Annotated in this window: 23 protein-coding genes and 1 tRNA gene; 5 read left to right on the top strand and 19 right to left on the bottom strand. The window is 62.3% G+C overall.

Going from position 1 to position 25,112, the window contains the following annotated elements:
* Nucleotides 1–9: 9 nt before the first annotated feature.
* From pnp to rimP, 9 genes are all read right to left on the bottom strand, one after another.
* A complete protein-coding gene (gene pnp / locus ACZ51H_RS03070; RefSeq protein ID WP_464772146.1) occupies nucleotides 10–2,340 on the bottom strand; it encodes a polyribonucleotide nucleotidyltransferase in 2,331 nt (776 codons plus the stop codon).
* A 176-nt stretch (nucleotides 2,341–2,516) separates the two neighbouring features.
* Nucleotides 2,517–2,786 carry a 30S ribosomal protein S15 gene (gene rpsO / locus ACZ51H_RS03065; RefSeq protein ID WP_167302834.1) on the bottom strand — a complete coding sequence of 90 codons (270 nt, stop codon included), beginning with the start codon at nucleotides 2,784–2,786 and terminating at the stop codon, nucleotides 2,517–2,519.
* Between the two features lie 19 nt (nucleotides 2,787–2,805).
* Nucleotides 2,806–3,840, bottom strand: coding sequence for a tRNA pseudouridine(55) synthase TruB (gene truB / locus ACZ51H_RS03060; protein WP_464802401.1), 1,035 nt, complete (start codon nucleotides 3,838–3,840; stop codon nucleotides 2,806–2,808).
* 17 nt (nucleotides 3,841–3,857) lie between these two features.
* Entirely contained in the window at nucleotides 3,858–4,256 is a 399-nt protein-coding gene (rbfA, locus tag ACZ51H_RS03055) for a 30S ribosome-binding factor RbfA (protein ID WP_449471844.1), read from the bottom strand.
* 127 nt (nucleotides 4,257–4,383) lie between these two features.
* Nucleotides 4,384–6,972, bottom strand: a complete 2,589-nt coding sequence (gene infB / locus ACZ51H_RS03050) for a translation initiation factor IF-2 (protein ID WP_464772144.1) — start codon at nucleotides 6,970–6,972, stop codon at nucleotides 4,384–4,386.
* Nucleotides 6,973–7,040: 68 nt separating this feature from the next.
* A complete protein-coding gene (locus ACZ51H_RS03045; protein ID WP_464802400.1) occupies nucleotides 7,041–7,697 on the bottom strand; it encodes a DUF448 domain-containing protein in 657 nt (218 codons plus the stop codon).
* Nucleotides 7,698–7,894: 197 nt separating this feature from the next.
* Entirely contained in the window at nucleotides 7,895–8,131 is a 237-nt protein-coding gene (locus tag ACZ51H_RS03040; RefSeq protein WP_449471841.1) for a tautomerase family protein, read from the bottom strand.
* 7 nt (nucleotides 8,132–8,138) lie between these two features.
* Nucleotides 8,139–9,710 carry a transcription termination factor NusA gene (gene nusA / locus ACZ51H_RS03035; protein WP_449471839.1) on the bottom strand — a complete coding sequence of 524 codons (1,572 nt, stop codon included), beginning with the start codon at nucleotides 9,708–9,710 and terminating at the stop codon, nucleotides 8,139–8,141.
* 12 nt (nucleotides 9,711–9,722) lie between these two features.
* Nucleotides 9,723–10,247: a ribosome maturation protein RimP gene (gene rimP / locus ACZ51H_RS03030; RefSeq protein ID WP_464794602.1), complete on the bottom strand. Its 525-nt coding sequence runs from the start codon at nucleotides 10,245–10,247 to the stop codon at nucleotides 9,723–9,725.
* 212 nt (nucleotides 10,248–10,459) lie between these two features.
* Here rimP and ACZ51H_RS03025 point away from each other — a divergent pair, with 212 nt between their 5' ends.
* Nucleotides 10,460–11,731 (top strand): serine hydrolase domain-containing protein, encoded by a 1,272-nt coding sequence (locus ACZ51H_RS03025; RefSeq protein WP_464802399.1) that lies wholly within the window; start codon nucleotides 10,460–10,462, stop codon nucleotides 11,729–11,731.
* Between the two features lie 228 nt (nucleotides 11,732–11,959).
* Here ACZ51H_RS03025 and ACZ51H_RS03020 read toward each other — a convergent pair whose 3' ends face one another.
* The 3 genes from ACZ51H_RS03020 to tpiA all read right to left on the bottom strand — a co-directional run bounded on the left by ACZ51H_RS03020 (nucleotide 11,960) and on the right by tpiA (nucleotide 15,057).
* The gene (locus ACZ51H_RS03020) at nucleotides 11,960–13,591 is read right to left on the bottom strand and encodes a CTP synthase (RefSeq protein WP_449471834.1); all 1,632 of its coding nucleotides are present in this window, start codon (nucleotides 13,589–13,591) and stop codon (nucleotides 11,960–11,962) included.
* A 91-nt stretch (nucleotides 13,592–13,682) separates the two neighbouring features.
* Nucleotides 13,683–14,060 carry a preprotein translocase subunit SecG gene (gene secG / locus ACZ51H_RS03015; RefSeq protein WP_464802398.1) on the bottom strand — a complete coding sequence of 126 codons (378 nt, stop codon included), beginning with the start codon at nucleotides 14,058–14,060 and terminating at the stop codon, nucleotides 13,683–13,685.
* A 250-nt stretch (nucleotides 14,061–14,310) separates the two neighbouring features.
* Nucleotides 14,311–15,057, bottom strand: coding sequence for a triose-phosphate isomerase (gene tpiA, locus ACZ51H_RS03010; RefSeq protein ID WP_464802397.1), 747 nt, complete (start codon nucleotides 15,055–15,057; stop codon nucleotides 14,311–14,313).
* Nucleotides 15,058–15,228: 171 nt separating this feature from the next.
* On the opposite strand from tpiA, the gene ACZ51H_RS03005 reads away from it, so the two are divergent.
* Together ACZ51H_RS03005 and trpE are read left to right on the top strand one after the other, a co-directional pair.
* Entirely contained in the window at nucleotides 15,229–17,181 is a 1,953-nt protein-coding gene (locus ACZ51H_RS03005; RefSeq protein WP_464802396.1) for a peptidylprolyl isomerase, read from the top strand.
* Between the two features lies 1 nt (nucleotide 17,182).
* Nucleotides 17,183–18,706, top strand: coding sequence for an anthranilate synthase component I (gene trpE, locus ACZ51H_RS03000; RefSeq protein ID WP_464775207.1), 1,524 nt, complete (start codon nucleotides 17,183–17,185; stop codon nucleotides 18,704–18,706).
* Here trpE and ACZ51H_RS02995 read toward each other — a convergent pair whose 3' ends face one another.
* The 3 genes from ACZ51H_RS02995 to ACZ51H_RS02985 all read right to left on the bottom strand — a co-directional run bounded on the left by ACZ51H_RS02995 (nucleotide 18,707) and on the right by ACZ51H_RS02985 (nucleotide 20,054).
* On the bottom strand, nucleotides 18,707–18,979 hold the full coding sequence (locus tag ACZ51H_RS02995; RefSeq protein WP_196224035.1) for a DUF4242 domain-containing protein: 273 nt from the start codon (nucleotides 18,977–18,979) through the stop codon (nucleotides 18,707–18,709).
* A gap of 160 nt (nucleotides 18,980–19,139) precedes the next feature.
* On the bottom strand, nucleotides 19,140–19,910 hold the full coding sequence (locus ACZ51H_RS02990; RefSeq protein ID WP_464772137.1) for an NUDIX hydrolase: 771 nt from the start codon (nucleotides 19,908–19,910) through the stop codon (nucleotides 19,140–19,142).
* Between the two features lie 68 nt (nucleotides 19,911–19,978).
* Nucleotides 19,979–20,054, bottom strand: a tRNA-Ala gene (locus ACZ51H_RS02985).
* Between the two features lie 199 nt (nucleotides 20,055–20,253).
* Between ACZ51H_RS02985 and ACZ51H_RS02980 the strand changes: the two genes are divergently transcribed.
* The gene (locus ACZ51H_RS02980; protein ID WP_464772136.1) at nucleotides 20,254–21,174 is read left to right on the top strand and encodes a DUF2171 domain-containing protein; all 921 of its coding nucleotides are present in this window, start codon (nucleotides 20,254–20,256) and stop codon (nucleotides 21,172–21,174) included.
* Between the two features lie 199 nt (nucleotides 21,175–21,373).
* A complete protein-coding gene (locus ACZ51H_RS02975; protein ID WP_449471805.1) occupies nucleotides 21,374–21,712 on the top strand; it encodes a DMT family protein in 339 nt (112 codons plus the stop codon).
* A 14-nt stretch (nucleotides 21,713–21,726) separates the two neighbouring features.
* On the opposite strand, the gene queA is transcribed toward ACZ51H_RS02975, so the two are convergent.
* The 4 genes from queA to ACZ51H_RS02955 form a co-directional block, all read right to left on the bottom strand.
* Nucleotides 21,727–22,755 carry a tRNA preQ1(34) S-adenosylmethionine ribosyltransferase-isomerase QueA gene (gene queA / locus ACZ51H_RS02970; protein WP_464772135.1) on the bottom strand — a complete coding sequence of 343 codons (1,029 nt, stop codon included), beginning with the start codon at nucleotides 22,753–22,755 and terminating at the stop codon, nucleotides 21,727–21,729.
* A gap of 69 nt (nucleotides 22,756–22,824) precedes the next feature.
* Nucleotides 22,825–23,583, bottom strand: coding sequence for a peptidylprolyl isomerase (locus tag ACZ51H_RS02965; protein WP_460987798.1), 759 nt, complete (start codon nucleotides 23,581–23,583; stop codon nucleotides 22,825–22,827).
* Between the two features lie 94 nt (nucleotides 23,584–23,677).
* Complete coding sequence (gene coaD, locus ACZ51H_RS02960) at nucleotides 23,678–24,190, bottom strand: pantetheine-phosphate adenylyltransferase (protein ID WP_196224042.1); 513 nt, start codon at nucleotides 24,188–24,190, stop codon at nucleotides 23,678–23,680.
* Nucleotides 24,191–24,193: 3 nt separating this feature from the next.
* Complete coding sequence (locus tag ACZ51H_RS02955) at nucleotides 24,194–25,102, bottom strand: polyprenyl synthetase family protein (protein WP_464802395.1); 909 nt, start codon at nucleotides 25,100–25,102, stop codon at nucleotides 24,194–24,196.
* Nucleotides 25,103–25,112 lie beyond the last annotated feature (10 nt).

Genomic DNA, 25,112 nt, shown 5'->3' with positions numbered 1-25,112 from the left:
TGGAACCGATCAGTCCTGAGTCAGGAAGTCCGGCAGACCAGCGTTGGAGCCGTCGTCATCGCCGCCACGGCCTTCGCTGCGGGGGCCACGGTCACGGCGCGGACCGCGATCGCCACCGCGATCACCACCACGGCCACCACGGTCGCCGCCATCACGGCGCGGGCCACGGCCACGATCGCCACGGTCGCCGCGATCACCACGGGGTTCGCGCGGTTCGCGGGCAGGACGGGTGTCCTCCAGCTCTTCGCCGGTTTCCTGATCGACGACGCGCATCGACAGGCGAACCTTGCCGCGCGGATCGATCTCCAGGACCTTGACCTTCACTTCCTGGCCTTCCGACACGACGTCGGTTGGCTTTTCGACGCGCTCATTCTTCATTTCGGAGACGTGGACGAGACCGTCCTTGCCACCCATGAAGTTCACGAACGCACCGAAGTCAACGATGTTGACGACCTTGCCGTTGTAGATCTTGCCGACTTCCGCTTCCTCGACAATGCCGAGGATCCACTTCTTGGCGGCTTCGATCTGGTCGATGTCGGACGAGCTGATCTTGATGATGCCCTCGTCGTCGATGTCGACCTTGGCGCCGGTTTCCGCGACGATCTCGCGAATGACCTTGCCGCCGGTGCCGATGACGTCACGAATCTTCGACTTGTCGATCTGGATCGTCTCGATACGCGGGGCGTGAGCCGACAGCTCGGTGCGGGTCGAGGACAGGGCCTTGTTCATCTCACCCAGAATGTGGGCGCGGCCTTCCTTCGCCTGACGCAGAGCGACTTCGAAGATTTCCTGCGTGATGCCGGCAACCTTGATGTCCATCTGCATGGTGGTGATGCCCGCTTCCGTGCCCGCCACCTTGAAGTCCATGTCACCGAGGTGATCTTCGTCGCCCAGAATGTCGCTGAGAACAGCGAAATCCTTGCCGTCGAGGATCAGGCCCATCGCGATGCCCGACACTGGACGCTTGAGCGGAACGCCCGCGTCCATCATCGAGAGTGAACCGCCGCAGACCGTCGCCATCGACGACGAGCCGTTGGACTCGGTGATGTCCGACAGAACGCGGATCGTGTAGGGGAACTCATCCTTGCTGGGCAGCACGGGGTGCAGCGCACGCCATGCGAGCTTGCCATGACCCACTTCACGACGGCCCGGCGCGCCGAAGCGGCCGACTTCACCGACCGAATAGGGCGGGAAGTTATAGTGCAGCATGAAGTTTTCATAATAGACGCCGTTCAGGCCGTCGATCATCTGCTCGGCGTCCTTGGTGCCGAGCGTGGTGGTGCAGATCGCCTGCGTTTCACCGCGGGTGAACAGCGCCGAACCATGGGTGCGCGGCAGGAAGCCGACCATCGCTTCGATCGGGCGGATCTGCGTGGTGGTGCGGCCGTCGATGCGCTTGCCATCCTTGATGATGGCGCCACGGACGATTTCGGACTCCAGCTTCTTGGTCAGCTTGATGCCAGCCATGACGGTCTGGGCATCGAGACCTTCTTCGGTGAAGAATGCCTTCGCCTTGGCGCGGGCATCGTTGATCGCGTTCGAGCGTGCCGACTTGTCGGTCAGCTTGTAGGCAGCCGTGATGTCCTTGCCGATCAGCTTCTTGAGCTTCTTCTTCAGGTCGTCCAGGTCCTCGCCCTTGGCGACTTCCCACGGGTCCTTCGCAGCCTTTTCAGCCAGCTGGATGATCGCGTCGACAACCTTCTTGCTCGCTTCATGGGCGAACAGCACGGCGCCGAGCATCACGTCTTCCGAAAGCTCCTTGGCTTCGGATTCGACCATCATCACGGCGTTGCCAGTGGCGGCCAGGACCAGGTCGAGTTCGCCTTCCTTCACCACGTCCATCGACGGGTTCAGCTGATATTCTCCATCCTTGTAACCGACGCGAGCAGCGCCGATCGGACCCATGAAGGGCACGCCCGACAGGGTCAGCGCGGCCGAAGCGGCGATCATCGCAACGATATCGGGCTCGCTCTCGCCATCAAACGACAGCACCTGAGCGATGACGTTGATTTCGTTGTAGAAGCCTTCGGGGAAGAGCGGGCGGATCGGACGGTCGATCAGGCGGCTGGTCAGCGTTTCCTTTTCGGTCGCGCCACGCTCACGCTTGAAGAAGCCACCGGGGATACGGCCAGCTGCGGAATATTTTTCCTGATAATGGACGGTCAGCGGGAAGAAATCCTGTCCTTCCTTCACCGACTTGGCGGCGGTCACGGCGCACAGCACCACGGTTTCGCCATAGGTCGCCAGCACGGCGGCGTCAGCCTGACGCGCAATACGGCCGGTTTCGAGCGTGAGGGTCTTGCCGCCCAGCTCGATTGATACCTTCTTTACATCGAACATAATATTTTCCTTCGCCCGCCTGGCCCTATTGCCGGGCGGGGCCTGTGATGCGGGCTAAACCGGCCCGCAGCGGTTTCGGAGCATCGTCTGGCCCCTTGAATGAAACAGGGCGCCGAATTGCGCCCCATTCCAGAATCGGAAACGGCCCCGAATGGGGCCGTCCCTTTGTAGCAGGCTTACTTGCGCAGGCCCAGCTTGCCGATCAGGTCAGTATAACGCGACCCATCTTTTTTCTTCAGATAGTCCAGCAGCGAACGGCGCTTGTTGACCAGCATCAGCAGGCCGCGACGGCTGTGGTTATCCTTGTGGTGACCCTTGAAATGCTCGGTCAGGTTCGAAATGCGCTCCGAAAGGATCGCGACCTGTACTTCCGGCGAACCGGTGTCGCCTTCGGCGCGGGCATGTTCCTTGATCAGCGCTTCCTTGCGCTCAGCAGTAATCGACATCGGCTTCCTTTCGTAACATCTAGAGATTGAAGCCGCGCACCACCCGGATTTCCCTAAGGGTTTCTGGGCCACTGGCCTCCACCAGCGCGACGGGCGTGTCGCCCTCCATCGCCAGCATGAGGCCGGTATGCGGTTTCCCCACAAGCACCTTCCCCTGTCGGAGAGCCAATGCATCGTCGGGAGAGACTGCGAGAGCCGGGATGTCGTCCAGCCCTGCGGTCAACGGCAGCATAAGACCGCCGAAGCCGCCGCCCCTAGCAGCTTCGTCCAATTTGTCCAGCGAAATAGCGGATTCGAGGGTGAACGGGCCTGCCTTCACCCGTCGGAGCATGGTGACATGGCCGACCGTGCCGAGCGCGATCGCGATGTCGCGGGCGAGGCTGCGGATATAGGTGCCCTTGGAGACATGGGCGCGAAGGGTGATTTCATTGATCCTCTCTCCCGAGGGGGGGAGAGGATACGCAGGCTTGGCAGCTCGCTGCCTAGCCGGAGTTGGAGAGGGGCTCGGCGCACCCTGCCCCTCTCCAACTCCGGCTAGGCCGCTTTGCGAGCAAACTTCGCTATCCTCTCCCCCTCGCGGGAGAGAGGATATGGTGAGCGCGTGGATAGTGACGGCGCGCGTCTTCATCTCAACATCCTGCCCAGCGCGCGCAAGATCATATGCTCGTTGCCCGTCGATCAGGATCGCGGAATAGGCTGGCGGCGCCTGTTCGATCGGGCCGGTGAAGCGGGGCAGTATCGCTTCCACTTCGCCGAACGTGGGCAGGTGATCTCTCTCAGCGATCACCTTTCCTTCGAGGTCCAGCGTGTCCGTTTGTGCGCCAAATGCTATCGTGAAGTCGTAAATCTTATCGCTGTCGAGCATCCGCCCGGCGAGCTTCGTCGCTTCCCCCACCGCGATCGGCAGCACGCCGGTAGCGAGCGGATCAAGCGTGCCGCCATGGCCGACCTTCCACTTACCCGCGCCACTTTGGCGAAGGGCGCGCTTGACCGCGCTGACCGCCTGCGTCGAGCCAAGCCCGTGCGGTTTATCGAGGATAATCCAGCCGTGCATCGGATCAACGCAGCGCGTCAGCCCTCATCATCGGGCTGTTCAAGATCCTGCGCGACTTTGGGATCACGCAGCAGCTTGTCGATATGGCTACCCTCGTCAAAACTCTCATCCGCCAGGAATTTGAGCTTGGCCGCATATTTCAGGCGAATCCGGTGAGCCACCTCGCGCTGGAGATAGGCCGTATTGGTACGCAGCGCCTTCAGCACCGCCTCCTCATCCTGACCCAATAGCGACTTCACGAACACGGTGGCATGCCGCAGGTCTGGCGACATGCGAACCTCGGTCACGCTGACGACATGCTTGGCGAGAACATCGTCATGCACGTCGTCGCGCTGGAGAATGTCTGACAGCACATGGCGCACCTGTTCGCCCACACGCAGCAGGCGGACGGAGGGGCCTTCATTAGGAGCGGGCATTATATCCTCCCCTCCCGCAGGCGGGAGGGGCCGGGGGTGGGCTCTCCCCATCGGCCATTACAGTTCAGGAGAGGGCGAGCCCACCCCCTGCCCCCCTCCCGCTTGCGGGAAGGGGAAAGCTAGATCATCACAACGTCCGGGCGCGTTCCTCGACCTCGAACAGTTCCAGCGTATCGCCGGCCTTGATGTCGTTCGTGTCTTGCAGCACCGCACCGCACTCCATGCCCGCACGCACTTCGGACACATCGTCCTTGAAGCGGCGCAGCGAAGCGATGTGAGTACGCGACACGATGACATCATCGCGGGTAAGGCGCGCATTGAGCCCCTTGCGGATGATGCCGTCGAGGACGAGCAGACCAGCCGCCTTGTCCTTCTTGCCCGCCGGGAACACCTGAAGCACCTCGGCCCGGCCGACGATGGTTTCGATGCGCTCTGGAGCCAGCTGGCCCGCCATTTCGCCGCGAACTTCCTCAAGCAAGTCGTAGATCACGTCATAATAGCGCAGCGAAATCTTCTCGCGCTCCGCCAGCTGACGCGCCTTGGCATTGGGACGGACGTTGAAGCCGATCAGCGGCGCACGGCTGGCAGCGGCCAGCGTGACGTCGCTTTCGGTGATCGCGCCAACGCCTGAATGCAGGACGCGGACCTTGATCTCGTCGGTCGAAATGCGGTTGAGCGCCGTGACAATAGCTTCGACGGAACCCTGCACGTCGCCCTTCACCACCACCGGATATTCGATGACGGTCGTGTTGAGCGCCGAGAACATATGTTCAAAGCTGGTCGGGGCGCTGGTGGTGCGCTTCTTCGTCGCCTGTTCCTGACGATAGGCGGCAACTTCGCGAGCGCGAGCCTCATTCTCGACGACCGTGAGTTGATCGCCCGCCAGAGGAACACCCGACAGGCCCAGAACCTCAACCGGGGTCGAGGGACCGGCGATCTTCACATTCTGGCCCTTGTCATTGACCAGAGCGCGAACCTTGCCGCTCTCCGCGCCGATGACAAAGGTGTCGCCAACCTTGAGCGTGCCCTTGCGGACCAGCACGGTGGCAACCGCGCCACGGCCCTTGTCGAGCTGCGCCTCGATCACATTGCCTTCGGCAGGGCGATCGGGGTTGGCGCCCAGTTCCATGACTTCCGCCTGGAGCAGGATTTTCTCGATCAGTTCGTCAAGGCCGGTCTTTTTGAGCGCCGAAACCTCCACGTCCTGAACATCGCCGCCCATATCCTCGACGACAATCTCTTCGCTCAGCAGACGCTCGCGCACCTTCTGCGGATTGGCTTCCGGCTTGTCGCACTTATTGATCGCGACGATCATCGGGACGCCCGACGCCTTGGTATGGTTGATAGCCTCGATCGTCTGCGGCATCAGCCCGTCATCGGCCGCCACCACCAGGATGACGATGTCCGTGACGTTCGCGCCACGCGCACGCATTTCCGAGAAAGCCTCATGGCCCGGCGTGTCGAGGAAAGTGATGACGTCGCCACCCTTGGTCGTCACCTGATAGGCGCCGATATGCTGGGTGATGCCGCCGCTTTCGCCCGCGACCACATCTGTGCCGCGCAGTGCGTCAAGCAGCGATGTCTTGCCATGATCGACATGACCCATGATGGTCACGACTGGCGCGCGGGGCTTCAGCGTCTCTGCCGCATCGACTTCACCCTCGATGCCGATTTCAACGTCGGCATCGGAAACGCGCTGGATGCGGTGGCCGAATTCCTCGACCAGCAGTTCCGCCGTATCCTGATCGATCGGCTGATTCAGAGTGACGGCGGTGCCCATCTTGAACAGAGACTTCACCAGGTCCGCACCCTTTTCGGCCATGCGGTTGGCGAGTTCCTGCACCGTGATGCTTTCGGGCACGACGACGTCGCGAACCTGCTTTTCACGTTGCTGCGCGCCACCGGCATAGTGAGCGCGACGTTCCTTTTCGCGGGCACGCTTCAATGCGGCGAGCGAACGGGCACGAGCGCTGTCGTCGTCCGCAAGCGCGCGCGTTACGGTCAGCTTGCCCGACTGGCGGCGATTGTCCTCGCCCGCACGCTTGGTCCGATCCGGCTTGGCCGGTTCGGGACGCTTGATCGGGGTAACCGGCGTGAAGCGGCGCGGCGGCGGCGCAGCAGAAGCGGTAGCAGCCGGAGCGGCAGCGGGACGCGCTTCGGGGCTTTCCTCGGCGACAGGCGCCGCAGGAGCTTCGGGCTCGGGCTTCTGCTCGGCGACCTTGGCTTCTTCTTCGACACGGCGCGCGGCTTCAGCCTCAGCAGCTTCCGCAGCCAGGCGATTTTCCTCGGCGCGGCGCTTTTCATCCTCGCTCGCGGCATTACGCTGCGCGTCTTCGCGGCGACGCGCATCTTCCAGCGCGGTCATGCGGGCTTCTTCAGCCTCGCGCAGCAGCTTTACCTGCAATTCCTGACGCGACATCAGGCTCTGCGGCGGAGCGGGACGCGCGGGCGCGGCAGGCTGAGGCGCGCGAGCCTGCGGCTGCTGCGGCGCGGGTGCCGCTGCGGCGGGTGCCGGAGCCGGATCAGCCTGAGGCGCAGCCGCAGGCGCACCGGCTTCGCCCGGCTTGCCCAGAATGCGGCGCCGCTTCACCTCAACCACGACCGTATTCTTGCGGCCATGGCTGAACTGCTGCTGCACCTGGCCGGATTCAACGGTCCGCTTGATGCCCAGCGGCTTGCGGCCCAGAACCGGCTTGTCTTCCTTGCTGTCACTCATACGACTGAACTGTACCCTTCACTTACATCCGACCGGCAAGGCCCGTCGGCGCCTTCATTCCATGCTCGTCAGGCGCCCAGCGCACCGGCGGAGTCATGCTCCCCATGCACGGGCGCCTCGCTAGCGCAACCCAGATAGCTTTCCAAGCGGCCGATGGCCGTACGCAGACGCGACGCGGCACGCGAGTCGGTCACTGCGATATGGACGACATTGTCCCGCCCCATTGCCATAGATAGGGCCTGTCGGTCCACAGGCAAGACGACGCCCGCCAATTCGGTGCCTTCGGCTTCCTGTCCGACCCGCAGCGCCTGGTCGAGCTTTCGATTGCCGTCGGCTGCGGCATCACTGGCGTGGAGCAGCAGTTGAACCTTGGCCTGACGGCAGGCGACGTCGATCTTTTCCGATCCGGTGAGGACCATGGATGCCTTCGCCTCCAGCCCCAAGCGGTCCAGCAAAGCCTTGCGCAGGCCATCTTCGATCAGGTCCGGCAAATTGTCCGGGATCTGCAACTCACCCGTTTTGAATGCCCGCGCGAGTGCACCCGTCAGCTTACCCTTGGCGAGCGCCTGCTCAAGCTCAGCGCGCGGAACGCCGATCCACGCGCCACGGCCCGGCGCCTTCGCGCGAATGTCGGGAAGAACCTGACCTTCTGGTCCAACGGCGAGGCGGATCAGCGTCTCGGGATCGGCCCGATCGCCTGAGAGGATGCATTTGCGTTCGGTCACGACTTTAGCCCCTCCCTTTCAAGTTCAATCGAGGCACGTGACTCGATTGAAGGATGGGGGTGGGTCGCGCGAAGCGCGCTACGCCCTCAGCCCTAAAACGGGTGCTAGCGATTGCTGCCGCGATCGTACCCGCCCCAACCTTACTTTTGAAAGGGAAGAGCGAGGATAAGACAGCGCTATATGACGGCGTCAGCCTCTCATCGGGAAGTGACCGCGGCATTGGCGTCCTCCCCAGGGCTGGAGGCAGGCGCGCGGTCAGCGATCAGCTGCCCGCCCGACCCATAATTCTCCGTCGAGATTTCGGAAATCACCACCTGCACGGCAGCGGCCGACTTCCCCAGCCGCTCAACGAGCGACTGGGTGACGTCGGCAACGATCGCTGCCTTCTGTTCACGGGTGGCGTTTCCGGCCAGACGGATATCGACGAAAGGCATGGGGCGCTTAAGCTTCCTCGCCTTCGAACCAGTGTGCGCGGGCGGCCATGATGATCTCATTGCCCTGCTCTTCACTAAGGCCATATTCGGCGAGAATCCCGCCCTTATCCTCGGACGTCTCACTGCGGCGGCGGCGCTGATCGACGCGCTTCTTCGCGACCAGTTCGTCCGTCGCTAGATCGGCCAGATCATCCAACGTCTTGATGCCCGCCTTGCCCAGCGTCACCAGCATGGCTTCGGTGAGGTGTGGCATCTCTGCCAACGCATCCTCGACGCCGAGCGCCTGACGCTCCTCGCGGGCAGCGGCTTCGCGGCGGTCCAGCGCTTCCTGCGCACGGCTTTGCAGCTCGGCGGCCAGATCCTCGTCGAAGCCTTCGATCGCCGCCAGTTCCTCGACGCCGACATAGGCGACTTCTTCCAGCTCGCCAAAGCCTTCGGCCACCAGCAGCTGCGACAACGTCTCGTCCACGTCCAGCTCGTTCTGGAACAGTTCGGAGCGGGAGACGAATTCCTTCTGGCGCTTTTCGGACGCGTCGGCCTCGGTCATGATGTCGATGGCCTTGCCCGTCAGCTGCGAGGCGAGACGGACATTCTGCCCGCGACGGCCGATGGCGAGCGACAACTGATCGTCGGGAACGACGACTTCGATACGCTCTTCTTCCTCGTCGATAACGACGCGAGCGACCTGCGCGGGCTGGAGCGCGTTGACGACGAAGGTCGCCGTATCTTCCGACCAGGGGATGATGTCGATCTTCTCGCCCTGCATTTCCTGCACGACGGCCTGCACGCGACTGCCCTTCATGCCGACGCAGGCGCCGACGGGGTCGATGCTCGAATCGCGGCTGATAACGCCGATCTTGGCGCGCGATCCCGGATCGCGGGCGGCGGCCATGATGGTGATGACGCCGTCGTAGATTTCGGGCACTTCCTGCGCGAACAGCTTCTTCATGAACTCGGGATGCGCGCGGCTGAGGAAAATCTGCGGGCCACGGTTTTCGCGACGCACGTTCAGGATCACCGAGCGGATGCGGTCGCCCACACGGACGACTTCGCGCGGGATCTGCTGATCGCGCCGGATCACGCCCTCGGCGCGGCCGAGATTGACGACGACATGGCCGAACTCGACGGACTTCACGACGCCGGTGATGATCTCACCCACGCGGTCCTTGAATTCCTCATGCTGACGCTCACGCTCGGCGTCGCGGACCTTCTGGAAAATCACCTGCTTGGCGGACTGGGCGTCGATGCGGCCGAGATCGATCGGGGGCAGCGGATCGACGATGAAGTCGCCGATCACGGCATCCTTCTTCAGCTTCTGCGCCTGCTTGAGGTCCACCTGCTTGAAATAGTCGTCCACGGCCTCGACCACCTCGACGACGCGCCACAGGCGCAGGTCGCCGCTGTCGGGGTCCAGCTTCGCGCGGATGTCATTCTCCGCACCATAGCGCGCGCGAGCGGCGCGCTGGATCGCGTCTTCCATCGCCTCGATGACGATCGCCTTGTCGATCATCTTCTCGGTGGCGACGCTGTTCGCGATCGCGAGCAGCTCGGCCTTGTTGGCGGAAATGGCGTTGGCCATGGTCGTGAACCCTTACTCTTCGGTTTCGAACTCGTCCGCCCCATCGGAGGAGAGCGGCATGCTAGCAGAAATGAGCGCGTCGGTCAGTATCAGCTTGGCATCGCCGACCAACGCGAAGGGGATGGCGACATCCCCGGCCTTGTTATCCTGGAACTGGACGTCCTCGCCCTCGACACCCTTCAGGATGCCGCGAAAGCTCTTGCGCCCCGCCACCGTTTCGCTGGTGGCGATCTTCGCCTCATGCCCGGCCCATTCCATGAAGTCGTGGAGACGGGTCAGCGGCCGATCGATACCCGGCGAGCTGACCTCCAGCCGATAAGCCTCCTCGATCGGGTCAGCCTCATCCAGCACATCGGACAGGCGGCGCGAGATGGTCGCGCAATCCTCAATAACGAGCTGCTTGGTCGCGGGATTTTCCGCCATGATCTGCAACGTATATTCATCGCCAGACCCGAACAGCTTCACGCGCACAAGGTCGAACCCCAAGGCCTTCACCTCCGGTTCGATCAGCGCGGTCAGTTCGGCGATGTCCGCCATGCAGTCTCCAACAGAATATGTGCGCTCCCGCCGCCGCAAGCGTTCCGCCTGCGACCCCGACATGTTTGACGATGTAAGGAAGCAAGGGCGATATAGGGGGGAAGATATAATGCTGCAACATTATTCGTGCGGGAGAATTTTGATGAAGCGGTGACCGGTCCTGTATACCATCTACACCGTAGAAAGAGCGACAATAAGGGGGGAGGACGGCCATGCCACATTCGGTATTCTTACGGCGCGATCTGCTGAAGGGAGCAGCCTGCCTCGGTCTTATGAGTGCCGCGCCGGTACGCGCGCGCGCCGCTGCCGAACGCTTCCCTGCGGTTAGGGGCATGGTGAACGGCGTGATCGGGGAACCAGCCGCTCCCGGAGCAATCGTGGCGATCGGTCGCGGAACTGATCGCCCAGCCTATGTGAGCAGCGGAACGATCGCCTTGGACAACCCGCGCCGGGTGGATGAGCACACGCTGTTCCGCGTTTATTCGATGACGAAACCCATCACCGGCATGGCGGTGATGCTGCTGATCGCCGAGGGCCGGATGAAGCTCGATCAGCCTGTTGCCGATTTCATCCCCGGCTTTGCGAATATGCGCGTTCTGACCAACCCCGGCCAAAGCCTCGAAACGCGCCCCGCCGCTTCTGTCATGACGATCCGTCACCTGCTGACCCACACCGCCGGTCTTGGTGGTGGGCCTGCGATGAGCGCGCCGCTCAAGGCTGTATATCAGCAGCTGGGACTGAGGCAGAACCTGCTCAGCAACGCTGAACGACTGGAGCAAGCGCCCCCCTCTAGCCTCAAGCAATTCGCCGAGCGGCTGGCGGCAGCTCCGCTTCTTTCAGACCCCGGCACAGCCTGGAGCTATTCGGTCGGGCTGGATTTGCTGGGCCGCATCACAGAGCTGGTGGCAGGCATGCCCTTTGAACAGTTTCTGGAGCAGCGGTTCTTCGCACCTCTTGGCATGAACAGCACCTTCTTCGATGTGCCAGCAGACAAGAAGGCGCGTCTCGTCACAAGCTATACGGGCAGAGGCGCCAAATTGGCCGTGGTCGATGCAGGTCCGACCTCCATCTTCCTGAACAAGCCCGCATTTCCTTCGGGCGGGGGCGGCCTCATCTCCTCGGCCCATGATTACGACCGTTTCCTGGCCATGCTGACGAATGAAGGCCGTTTGGGCAGAGCAGAGGTCCTGCCGCCTACCGCTGTGACGGTTGGAACCTCCAACCTCCTGCCGCAGGGCGTGAACATGCGCGGCTATGTCGGCATTCCTGGTGTGGTCGGATTCGGCGCGGGCGGCTGTATTGCTGATCATGGCGGGTTCAAAGGCTTGTTCGGCTGGCTGGGCGCCGCCGGGACGATCGGCATCATCGCGCCCGCGCAGCGGCTTCGGGTGACCGGCTTGATCAACAACCTGTCCGTCTTCGACTTCGCGATCAATCTGCCAAAGGCCGTCCATGCGGATTTGGCCTCGGCCAGGACATTATAAGGGCTGACGAGCAAATAGCTGCTCGCTTGTCTAACCGCGGAGCTAGGCGGGACCCCGGATCAAGGTCCGGGGTGACGAAGTCAGAAAATCAGTAGCCCATATCGGCCAGACCTCGACCTGGAGCAGATTCCGATCCGATTACATCGGCCCGGATGCTCCAGGATTTTATTCTGCCGCATTTTCCGAGCCAGCAGATGATTCCATCTGCTTAGAAAAGGCTCGAGCCGATCAAACCAACCGGCTCTGCTTCACCGCCGCCTCAATAAAGCTAGCAAACAGCGGATGCGGATCAAACGGCTTGGACTTCAGCTCCGGATGGAACTGCACCCCGACGAACCAGGGATGGTCAGGCCGCTCGACAATCTCCGGCAAGGTGCCGTCCGGCGACATGCCCGAGAAGATGAGGCCGCCCTTCTCCAGCGCCTCGCGATAGCCCGCGTTGACCTCATAGCGATGGCGATGCCGCTCGCTGATCTCGCTCGCGCCATATATGCCCGCGACCACGCTGTTGCCGGTGAGCTTGGCGGGATAGGCGCCCAGCCGCATCGTGCCGCCAAGGTCGGTTTCAGCCGTGCGCTTCTGCAAGCCTTCGCTGCTCATCCATTCGGTGATGAGGCCGACAACCGGCTCGCTCGTCTCGCCAAATTCGGTGGTGGACGCTTCGGCGATACCAGCCGTATTTCGCGCGCCTTCGATGCAGGCCATCTGCATGCCAAGGCAGATGCCGAAGAAGGGCACATTGCGTTCGCGCGCGAACTTAACGCTCGCGATCTTGCCTTCCGACCCGCGCACGCCAAAGCCGCCGGGGACCAAAATGCCGTGCATCGGCTCCAGGCTGGCGGCGACATCATCGCCCTTCTCGAACAATTCGGCGTCGATCCACTTGATCTTCACCTTCACCCGATTGGCAAAGCCGCCATGGGTCAGCGCCTCATAGAGCGACTTATAAGCGTCAGGCAGGCCGACATATTTGCCGACGACGCCGATCGTCACTTCGCCTTCGGGGTTCTGCTGGCGGTCCATGATGTCCATCCAGCGATCGAGCGTCGGCTTGGGCGCATCGTCGATGCCGAAGGCGCGCAGCACTTCCTCGTCCAGCCCTTCGGCATGATATTGCGCGGGCACCGCATAGATGCTGCTGGCGTCGAGCGCGGGGATCACCGCTTCCTTGCGGACGTTGCAGAACAGCGCGATCTTCGCCCGTTCGCTGTCGGGCAGCGGATGTTCGCAACGGCACAGCAAAATGTCGGGCTGGATGCCCAGCGACGTCAGTTCGCGCACGCTGTGCTGCGTGGGCTTTGTCTTCAGCTCGCCCGCCGCCGCGATATAGGGGACCAGCGTCACATGGACGAAGATCGACTGGCGGCGACCCAGGTCATTATGCAGCTGACGGATCGCTTCCATGAAAGGCAGCGATTCGATGTCACCCACCGTCCCGCCGATTTCGCACAGCACGAAATCCAGATCGTCTGACTCGGCTATCGCGAACGCCTTGATCTCGTCCGTGACGTGCGGAATCACCTGCACCGTCGCGCCCAGATAATCGCCGCGCCGCTCGCGCTGGATGATCGTCTGATAGACACGGCCCTGCGTCACATTGTCCGACTGACGCGCCGAAACCCCCGTAAACCGCTCATAATGGCCAAGGTCGAGGTCGGTTTCCGCCCCGTCATCGGTCACATAGACTTCGCCATGCTGATACGGGCTCATCGTGCCCGGATCGACGTTGAGATAAGGGTCGAACTTCCGGATACGCACACGGAAACCTCGCGCTTGCAGCAGTGCTGCGAGCGATGCGGCCATAAGGCCCTTGCCAAGCGAGGAGACCACGCCGCCGGTGATGAAAATATACCGCGCCATGGGAGAGGAGGCTTAGCCTTTTACAAACAAGTTGGGCAAGCGCGCGAATCCACGCGCGAGCAAAAAAAGATCGGAAATTTGAACGAAAAGTTCAGTTGGCGAGCGGAACCGCGCCATTTGCCGCCTGGCCATTGCTCGCAGCGCCTGCTGCTCCGGCCAACGGATCGGCACTACCGGTCGGCGCAGGGGCCGACGGAGCCGCCGGAGCCTGCTTCACCAGCGAGGTATCGATATCGCTCGGCGCATGCTGCACCGATGCGATCACCGCCAGAACGACCGACAGCAGCACGAAGATGGTGGCCAGCACCGTCGTCGACCGCGTCAGAAAGTCCGCCGCGCCCCGCGCAGACATCAACCCCGCCGGGCTACCACCCACGCCCAGACCGCCGCCTTCCGACTTCTGCATCAGGATGACGGTGACAAGCAGAGCCGCGACAATGGCCTGCACGACGAGGATGAAGGTGAACATGCGAGAATATCTGTCCCAATGGGGTGCGTTGTGGAGCCCATAGCGTTGAAGCGCGGCCGGGGCAACCGGGAGCCGCCCCTACCCCCCCCTCCCTTTCAAGTTCAAACGAGGCACGTGACTCGTTTGAAGGGTCGGGGGTGGGCGCGAGCGAAGCGAGCCGCTCCGTTCCCACCCGATGACACATCACCGTCACTTGCCCCGTTCGTTTCAAGTAAAGTCGAGAAACGCTGCTAGTGAAGAGCCCTTCCGCTTATTCCCCCGCAGCCGCAATCACCGGCCCGAATTTCGCCGCGGTCAGGCTCGCTCCGCCCACTAGGCCGCCATCGACATCCTTGATCGCCATCAATTCGGCCGCATTCTCGCCATTCATCGACCCGCCATAGAGGATGCGCATGGCACCCGCTTCGCCATCGCCGATCCGGCCAGCCAACGCAGCCCGCAGCGCCTTATGCATGGTTTCGACCGCCTCCATCGTGGGGATGCGGCCCGTGCCGATCGCCCAGATCGGCTCATAAGCGATCGCCAGCCAGTCCGCCGCCGCGCCTTCCGGCAACGACGCCAGCAGCTGCGCCGACACGACGCCTTCGGCCCCGCCAGCGTCGCGCACGTCCAGGCTTTCGCCGACGCACAGGATAACCTTCAGACCCGCAGCCTTAGCCGCCAGCGCCTTACCCGCGACATCGGCGTCCGTTTCGCCCTGATCCTGCCGCCGTTCGCTATGGCCAACGATCGTCCAGCTCGCACCCGCTTCGGCCAGCATCGCCGCCGACAGGCAGCCAGTATGCGCGCCGCTATCGTTCATGTGACAGTCCTGCGCGCCGACAAAGGCGCCGCCCTTGACCTGATCGGCCGCCGCGATCAGCGTCGCGGGCAGGCACAGCCCCACCTCGACCACCGGACGCTCAGCCGCCAGCGCGCCGATCGCTTCGACTTCGGGCAGCTGTGAACGAAGGCCGTTCATCTTCCAGTTGCCGACCACCAGCTTGCGCCTGCCCATCAATCCATACCCCTTCAGTCATTCGTCTATCCGCCAACCCGCGCCGAGCCAGCCCCGACAGGCCGATGGACAAAGGCACGGCATTTGTCCAGCCAAGCCGCACTTGCCGCCGCGACGATCCGCCCCTAAAGCGGGCCGCCCGTAAAAGTCTTTCAATTCTGGACTTACTTCATGCTTTCAAACTTCCGCCGCTTCATCCATTCGAAATTCGGCGCCCTCTTCGCGCTCCTTTTCCTAGGCGTCATCGCGGCGGCCTTCATCATGGGCGACGTCACGAGCGGCAAGTTTGGCACCTCGCTTGGCGGCGGCGGCGAGACGGTCGCGAAAGCGGGCGGCACCCGACTGACCCTGCCCCAGTTCCAGGAACGGGTTCAGCGCGTCTTCGAAAATGCCCGCCGCGCCACCCCGGGTCTTCAGATCGGCGATTTCCTCGCCCAAGGCGCCGCTGGCCAGATTTATGATCAATTGGTCGCCGCGATGACACTGAAAGAATATGCAAAGGATCAGGGCGTCCACATCTCCAAGCGTCTCGTCGATGCGCAGATCGCCCAAATCCCCGCCTTTCAGGACGCCGCAGGCAGATTCAGCCAGGAAAATTTCCGCCAGCTTCTGCTCCGCGAACGCATCACCGAACAGGCCCTGCGCGAAGACATCACCCGCGAGATCCTCGAACGGCAAATGCTCGCTCCGCTCGGCCTGGGTGTAAAGCTGCCGAACAGCGTCATCCTGCCCTATGCCTCGCTGCTGCTGGAGGCGCGCCAAGGAACGATCGCTGCTGTCCCCGCCGCAGCCTTTGCGGACATTAAGGACCCCACGGACGCACAGCTCGCCACCTATTATCAGCAGAATGCCGGGCGCTTCACCATCCCAGAGCAGCGCCGCATTCGCTATGCCGTGATCGATGGCGAACGCTTCGCGCAAGCCTCGCAGCCGACTGACGCCGAAATTGCCGCGTCTTATAATCAGAACAAGGCGAGCTACGCCGCCAAGGAAAGCCGCAATTTCGAGCAGCTCATCCTGCCCAGCGAGGCCACCGCGAAAACGATCGCAGAGCAGGTAAAGGGCGGCAAGTCGCTTGCAGCCGCTGCGCAGGGCGCAGGGCTGGAAGCGTCGGCGCTGGTGGATCAAAGCCGTGAAAGCCTGACCACCACAACGTCCGCCGCGATCGCAAATGCGGGCTTTGCGGCCAAGCAAGGCGAGCTTGTCGGCCCGATCCGGGGACCACTCGGATGGATTCTGCTGCGCGTATCGAACGTTAAGACCGTTCCCGCGCGGCCGCTGTCAGCCGTACGCGACGAAATCGCAACGACGCTCCGCTCGCAAAAGCAGAAGCGCCTGCTGAGCGAGTTCACCGGAAAGGTGGAAGATCAGATCGCCGACGGCGGCAGCTTTGAGGAAGTGGTGAAGGACAACGGGCTGAAGCTGGAAACGACGCCCTTCCTGATCGCCAACGGCAAGCAGGTCGAGGATCAGGCCTATCAGGCTCCGGCTGATGTCCGTCCGCTGCTGGCACCCGTGTTCCAGATGAGCCAAGACGATGACGCGCAGCTCGTGCCGATCACGCCCGACCAGCGCTACGCTCTTGCCGCGCCCGCCGAGATTCGCGCCGCTGCGCCGCCACCGCTGGATAAGGTTAAGCCGCTGGTACTGGCCCAGTATAAACTGGCGCAGGGCAACGCCAAGGCGAAGGCCGTAGCCGAGCAGATCCGTGAGAAGGTCGCCAAGGGCATGAAGCTTGCCGACGCGGTGGCCCAGGCTGGCGTTCGCCTGCCCGCACCTCAGACAGTGGGCGGGCGTCGCGCCGATATCATGCGGGAAGGTCAGCGTCCCCCCGCCGAGGTCGCGATCCTCTTCTCCATGGCAACGAACAGCGTCAAGACGATGCCGATCGGTCAGGATCGCGGCTATTTCGTCGTGCAACTGAACGGTATCAAACATGGCGATGCGGGTGGCCAGACCGCCCTGCTTGATCAGGTCCGCAGCCAGCTTGGCGATGTCGTCGGGCAGGAATATGGGCAGCAGTTCGAACGGGCGGTCGAGAAGCAGCTTGGCGTGACCCGGAACCCGTCAGCCGTCGCCAGCGTCCAGCGCGCGCTTGCCAGCACCAATGGCGGCGCACAGTAACATGGTTGCGGGCAGCGCAGGCAATGACGGGATAGCGGCTGCTCATGCCGCACTGGCCGCTGGCAATTCGGCGCTGGTGTGGCGCCGCCAGATCGCGGACACGGACACGCCCATCTCCGCCGCGCTCAAGCTGTTCGTAGCCGATCGCGGCGATTTTCTGCTGGAATCGGTCGAAGGTGGTGCGGTTCGCGGCCGCTATAGCCTGATCGGCCTCGCGCCTGATCTTGTCTTCCGCGCGCAGGGACAGGCGGCGGAGATTAATCGTCATTGGGCGACTGACCCACAGGCATTTGTTCCGGAAGCAGCGGGGGCGCTTGATGCCTTGCGCGCGCTTGTGGCGGAATGCCGGGCTGATCTTGACCCCGCCCTTCCCCCTGCCCTCGCCTGCCTCGTGGGCTATTTCGGTTATGAGACGGTCGGCCTTGTCGAAAAGCTGCCCCGGCCAGCGCCCAATCCGCTTGAACTGCCTGACATGCTGTTCGTGCGGCCGACCATCATCCTTGTCTTCGATCGGCTGGCTGACGCGCTGTATCTTGTCGCCCCGGTCTGGAAGGGCAGCTTCAGCGATGCCGACGCGGCGATCGCGCAGGCTCTGGAGCGGATCGATGCAACGGCGGCGCGTCTGGCGGCGCCCTTGCCCCACGCGCCTGCTCCCCAGGACATTACCGATGTCGATGTGACCCCCGCACTGGAGCCGGGTCGCTACAAGGCCATGGTCGAGCGGGCCAAAGACTATATCGTGGCTGGCGACATATTTCAGGTGGTGCTCGCCCAGCGTTTCACCAGCCCCTTCACCCTTCCGCCAATCTCGCTTTACCGGGCGCTGCGACGGATAAATCCTTCGCCTTTTCTTTATTATCTCGATCTGCCCGGCTTTGCCCTGATCGGTTCCAGCCCCGAGATTTTGGTTCGTGCACGGGATGGTGAAGTCACCATCCGCCCGATCGCGGGAACGCGGCCACGCGGCAAAAATGCTGTCGAAGATGCTGCCAATCGCGAAAGTCTGCTCGCCGATCCCAAGGAACGGGCAGAACATCTGATGCTGCTCGACCTCGGGCGCAATGATGTGGGGCGGGTCGCTACCGCCGGATCGGTGACGGTCACCGACAGCTATAGCGTCGAATTTTACAGCCACGTCATGCACATCGTGTCGAATGTCGTCGGCCGTCTTTCGCCGGACAAGGATGCGCTGGACGCCCTTTTCGCGGGCTTCCCGGCAGGCACGGTTTCGGGTGCGCCCAAGGTCCGCGCTTGCGAGATCATCGCGGAACTGGAACCGGAAACGCGCGGCGCCTATGCAGGTGGCGTCGGCTATTTCGGACCCGACGGCAATATGGACAGCTGCATCGTGCTACGCACCGCCGTGCTCAAGGATGGCATCATGCACGTCCAGGCAGGCGCGGGCATCGTCGCCGACTCCACGCCGGAATATGAGCAGCGCGAATGCGAGGCGAAGAGTGGCGCACTCCTCGCGGCAGCGCGGGAGGCCGTCGATCTCGCGCGGCAGGCTGGCTTCGGGCAATAACTACTCGGCGGTCGTGGGATCAATCGTCGACCGAACTCTGGCGATGCTGTTGGCGGGAAGCCCCGCAAGCTCGGCATGCTGCCGGATCAACTCTTCGCTGGGCGCGCGGTAGAGACAATAGATCTTGTCGTCCGTCACATAGCTGTGGACCCACTGTATCTCGGGTCCAAGTTCGCGCAGCACATTGCACGAACCTTGTGACGCGTTCCTGAGCTCATCGCCCCGCAGCCTTCCCGCGCCGGGCATCTCTCTTTCTATCACGAACTGCGGCATGACCACCTCCATGCGTGAAGAGCGCCGAATCTATGCCTGTGTGCGGCGCGAGTCCATAACGGCGCTAACGGCATGGCCTCCCGCCAAACACGCGGCGATTTAGTCGCGCTGGAAGATCGCTGAAATAAGCGGGAATGCGCCAGCTGAGACAGCGCATGGCCTAACCACGCTGCACACGCTCCATCGGTTCCGACGTCACGGGATAGCCGAGATAATCGGGGATGCAGAGATGGCGCACGCCGCCTCTCTCTTCCAGCCAGGGACTGATCTTTTCGACGGGAAAGCACCCGGCGTGGGCCGCCATCGCGGCGAAGCTGTCGAACAAGGCCAATCGCTCAAGATTGCGGCGGGTCGGGAAAATGATGCGCCCCCCGCCCGCGTCGCATAGAGCAATCGTGTCACTCGCGCTCATCCAGAACAACCGGACATTCTCGGTCGTATCCGCACTTGCGACCTGCCCTTCTGGCGCCTGCACCAAATAGAAATGCGTGTCATAAATGCGCGCGGCCATTTCCGCATCCGCAGGATGCCAGCGGCTGAATGGCACCAATTGATCGAGGGCGAGCCTGATCCCATGCGCTTCGATGATCGCCGAAAGACCTGCGCCTCCCGTCAGGGCGCGCCGCATTTCGAACAATTGCGCCGGATCGGGCCGCACCCCAAAACCGATGCCAAGGCCGCTTTCCTCCAGCGTTTCACGGATCGCCGCCAGCCGAGCGGCGGTCTCCTCCACGTTGCCGGAAGCGTCCACGGCGCGGGCCAATTCCCGATCCGCCTCATCAACCGCGCCTCCCGGAAACACCAGCGCTCCCGCTGCAAAAGCCATGCTCCCAGCGCGTTCCATCATCAGGATATGCGGCGGCCCATCGGGCATGTCGCGAACGATTACAGCTGTCGCCGCTACCCGGCCTTCACTTTTGGTCGATGCCATGAGAGCCGCCATAGGCGCGTATAATGCTAATGGTAAAGTCCTTCTGGATCACCCCGTCACTGGAGGGGTGGTGGAGCCGAGGGGGATCGAACCCCTGACCTCGTCATTGCGAACGACGCGCTCTCCCAGCTGAGCTACGGCCCCAAAGGAGCGCTGCCTATAAGCGAGCGGAGATTCCCTTGCAACGGGCTTTTTCGGAAAAGCTCGGCCTTGCAGCAACATCGGCAGCACGGTGCGGAAGAGCGATGTTACCCGCACGTAACATCCGGAACGATGCGCCCTGCTGCTCATTGGTGATGCAACGGCTTTTATGCCGTAGCAACAGCAGCCAAGGAGAAGGACGATGGGCTATCAAGGCGGACGTCGCTATGGCGACGATGACAGGGCTCGGAGCGACTGGGATCGCGGATCCGACCGCCATCGCGGACAGCGTGACTGGCGCGATGATCGTAGCTATCGCTACGGCACGCGCGGCCAGTTCAGCGGTCCGGATTCTCGGCGGTCACCAGAACAGTATGATCCGGAAGAGCGCGGCTTTTTCGATCGCGCCGGAGATGAAATCCGCAGTTGGTTCGGCGATGAGGAAGCAGAACGCCGCCGCGAATATGACGAATATTATAATCGCCCCTATGGCGACCCGCGCGATGAAAGCAGCCGCATCGGGTTCGCCTCGGCATCACGCAGCAACCAATATCTGCCGAACCGCGGCTATGCGCCCTATACGGGGGAACGCAGTGGCTATGGCAGCGAGGATCATGGCAATCGCGTACGCGCCTACGGCCCCACGCATGATTATGGCGAGCATCATGACGCCAACTATTATGCGTGGCGACAACAGCGGATGAATGAGCTGGACCGCGACTATGCTGAATATCAGCGGGAGCATCGCGATCGTTTCAACAGTGAGTTCGGAACCTGGCGCACGCGGCGCACCGAACAGCGCCAGGCGGCGCAACAGGTCCGCGAACATATGGAAGTCGTCGGAAGCGACGGCGCTCATGTGGGTACGGTCGATCGGTTAAGTGGCGATCGCATCATCCTGACCAAGAATGATCAGGATGCCAGCGGCGTGCACCACTCCGTACCTTCGTCCTGGATCAGGTCGGTGGACGAACAAAGGGTGACACTGGAAAAGACGGCCGATGAAGCGCACCATGCTTGGCGAACCGAACGCGAGCAGAATGCTCTCTTTGGCGAAGGGCGCGAACAGAGCGGATGGAACGCTGGCGGCGTCAGTTCGCGCAATACGGAACGCAATCGCTAATCGAAGACAAAAATAGGCAAGGGGTCCGGCGGATGTCCGGACCCTTTGCTTGTCCGAACGCGCTCACGCGCAACGGTGCGCCGGCCCCACCTTCAATGCGTCCGGCATGGAGGGAGGATGATATAAGGTCGATCAAGCCCTTGCCCTTGGGCCTCAAGCAATGCCAGAGCGCAAACTGCAAGCGTTACGAGGCCCTTTCATGCCAACCATATTGCTGCTGGTCATTTCCAACCTTTTCATGACCATAGCTTGGTACTGGCATCTGAAGGGCGGGATGGGAAAGCCGATCCTGTTGGTCATCCTGATCAGTTGGGGCATCGCGCTCGTCGAATATTGTTTCGCCGTACCCGCAAATCGCATTGGGTTCGCCAGCGGCTGGAGCCCAGGTCAGTTGAAGATCGCACAGGAAGCAATCGCCCTGATCGTTTTCGGAGGCTTCATGGTGACGGTTTTGGGTGAACCACTCCATTGGCGCCACGCGGCCGCTTTTCTGTGCATAATGGCGGCGGTCGGCTTTCTGTTCGTAGGGCGATCCTAAAGCGAATCTGCGAGCTAAGGCAGGAGAAGCGACGAGTCCCCATAGGAGTAAAAGCGGTATCCGCTTTCTATCGCATGAGCATAAGCCGCCTGCATGCGCTCCCGCCCCATCAAGGCACTTACCAGCATAAACAGGGTCGATCGCGGTAGATGGAAGTTGGTCATTAGCCCATCCACTGCGCGGAACTGGTAGCCCGGTGTTATGAATATGCGGGTCTCGTCCGCGAACGGGCGGATCACTCCATCTTCCCCGCAGGCGCTCTCAAGCAGGCGCAAGCTGGTCGTGCCCACTGCTATAAGGCGACCGCCAGCTTGGCGCGCAGCATTCAGCCGGTCGGCGGCGGCTTGCTCAATCCGGCCCCATTCCGCATGCATGCGGTGATCATCGGTATCCTCCGCCTTCACGGGCAGAAACGTACCGGCCCCCACATGAAGCGTCAGCGTTTCAGACATGACGCCCGCCTTACTGAGCGCCGACATCAGCGCGGGCGTAAAATGCAAAGCCGCCGTCGGAGCCGCCACCGCCCCGTCCTCGCGAGCGAACATGGTCTGATAGTCACTGCGGTCTCGGGCATCCGTTGGCCGCTTGCTGGCAATATAGGGCGGCAACGGCATGTGCCCCGCCCGCTCCAATAGCACCTCGACAGGCTCATCGCCCTCGAAGGTCAGCGTGACCCCGCCATCGTCATCACGCGCGCCCGCCAGAGCGGTGACGTCTGCACCGAAATCTATCTGGTCCCCCTCGCGCACCCGCTTGGCATTGCGAAGGAACGCCTGCCATTGACGCAGGCCAAGGCGCTTGTGGAGCGTGGCGCCGATCTTCGCCTGGCCGCGAACGCCCTCCAATTGAGCGGGAATGACCTTGGTATCATTGAACACCAGCACATCACCGGCGCGCAGCAAGGCGGGCAAATCCCGAACGGTACGATCTTCGAAAGGCTTTTCGCCATCGACCAATAGCAGGCGCGCCGCGTCGCGTGGCGACGCGGGCCTTAGCGCGATGCTTTCAGGCGGCAGTTCGAAATCGAAAAGATCTACGCGCATGCGGGCGCTGTCCTCAAGGCACGGCCATCAGGCCGATGCGACATCGGCATGATCCACTTCAGGTGCGACTTATCGCTTCTTCTGTGATGACGCTTTCTTCACCGGTGCGGGTGCGGGCGCAATAATGGAAGGCGCGGGCGGCGTGGGAAGCGCCATGACTGGCGGCTTGCCGTCGCTTTCAATCGATGCCTGCAGGATCGTGGTCGGGTTTGCGGGGGGCTCGCCCGGCGTGATGGCATCGACATATTGCATGCCTTCGATCACGCGACCGAACACCGTATATTTCTTGTCGAGCTGCATGCGGGGCAGGAACAGGATGAAGAACTGGCTGTTGGCGCTGTTTTCGTCCTGCGCGCGGGCCATCGACACGGTACCGCGAAGGTGCGGCATCGGGTTGAATTCCGCCTGCAAGTCGGGAAGCGATGATCCGCCGGTTCCGTCATTCTTCGGGTCACCGCCTTGCGCCATGAAGCCGGGGATCACACGGTGAAATTTCAGACCGTTGTAAAAGCCCTGGCGCGTCAGTTGCTTGATACGTTCCACATGCTGGGGAGCGATATCGGGACGAAGCTGGATGCGAACACGGCCGCCGCTCGACAGGTCAAGATCCCAGACATCCTGGGGATCTACGGGCACCGAAGCGGGCGGTAGTTTCGCGCTGGGATCCTGTCCCATCGACTTGGCATTCTGCTCGGCCCGCGCAGCAGCCTCGGCCCTTTTTGCCTCTTCGGCATTAGCGCCTCCGCCACCCTGGGCCAGCGCCACGCCGCCCGACGCATAGAGAGCGATAGTGATCGCCACGGTCTTGAACGCCGAACTGAACCGCATGGATGAGCTTTCCCTAATATCTAAAGCCTGGTGGCGAAGCTGCTCTGATAACGCGCTCTTCGCGATTGGCAACTGAACGAAGGCTGAGCGGCCCTTATTGGTCGCCCTTCTTTCCAATCTCGCCGACCCGCGCCACCACCTGCTGGCATGTCGCGGGGCTGACGAACTTGTGGATCGGACCGCCGTAAAGCGCGATTTCCTTGACCAGCCGCGATGCGATCGGCTGAAGCGAGACATCGGCCATGAGAAATACAGTCTCGACACGCGGGTTAATCTGCTGGTTCATCCCCGCCATCTGATATTCATATTCGAAGTCGGCAACGGCGCGCAGGCCACGGATGATGACGCTGGCACCCTGCGATTCGGCGAAATCCATCAGCAATGAATTAAAGCCAGTGACAACGATCTCCGTGTCGATGTCGGCGCATTCGCGGCGCACCATTTCCAGCCGCTCTTCATCGGAGAACATGGGCGATTTGGAAATGTTGGTGGTCACGCCGATCACTAGCTTGTCTACCAGCTTGGCCCCTCGGCGAATAATGTCCATGTGACCCAAAGTGATCGGGTCGAACGTGCCGGGATAGACCCCCACCCGCTGCCTGCTCATGCCTTACCGGTCCCTTTCCACGATATAGTCTGCGATCGATCGCAGCAGATCGGCCTCCCCGCCGAACCCATGAAGATGCGCCTTGGCCTGATCCACCAGCAAGCGCGCCTGTTCACGCGCGCGCTCCACACCCAGCAGGGAGACAAAGGTTTCCTTGCCCGCCGCCGCATCCTTGCCCAACGCCTTGCCCGCCAGATCGGCGTCACCTTCGACGTCCAGCAGATCGTCGGCAATCTGGAAAGCCAGGCCGATGTCGCGCGCATAGCCGTGGAGGCTGGTGCGCGCATCGGCCGGAATGCGCGCCATGATCGCCGCCGCGTCCACGCAAAACGCGATAAGCGCTCCAGTCTTAAGCTGTTGCAGGCGCGTTACGGTGACGAGGTCGAAGCTGGTGCCTTCCGCCTCCAAATCCATCATCTGCCCACCCGCCATACCTGCGGGACCGCTGGAAAGCGCCAGCGCCTTTACCAGCTCCACCCGCACGAAGGGGTCTGGATGCGTTTCTTCATCCGCCAATATTTCGAAGGCAAGATCATGAAGGCAGTCCCCGGCCAGGATCGCCGTCGCCTCATCAAAGGCCTTGTGGATCGTCGGCTTGCCCCGGCGCATGTCATCATCATCCATCGCCGGCAGATCGTCATGCACCAGCGAGTAGACATGGATGCATTCGACAGCCAGGCCGACGCGAAGCAGCGAGTCCTGGGAGATGTTGAACAACTCGCCCGCCGCCTGCACCAACAAGGGACGCAATCTCTTGCCGCCGCCTATGGCCGCATGGCGCATGGCCTTATAAAGGCGCGCACGCGGATCATCGGGAACGGTCAGCAACAGTTCAAACGCGCGATCAATGTCTGCGGCGACGGCAGCCGCTCTAACAGCCACCACCGCTGAACCGGAGGTCAGCCCCTCCATGGCCACGGCG

Source organism: Sphingobium sp. TomMM15 (genome assembly GCF_055397045.1).
Note: the sequence above shows the minus strand (reverse complement) of the source record. Positions and strands in the feature narration are given on the sequence as shown.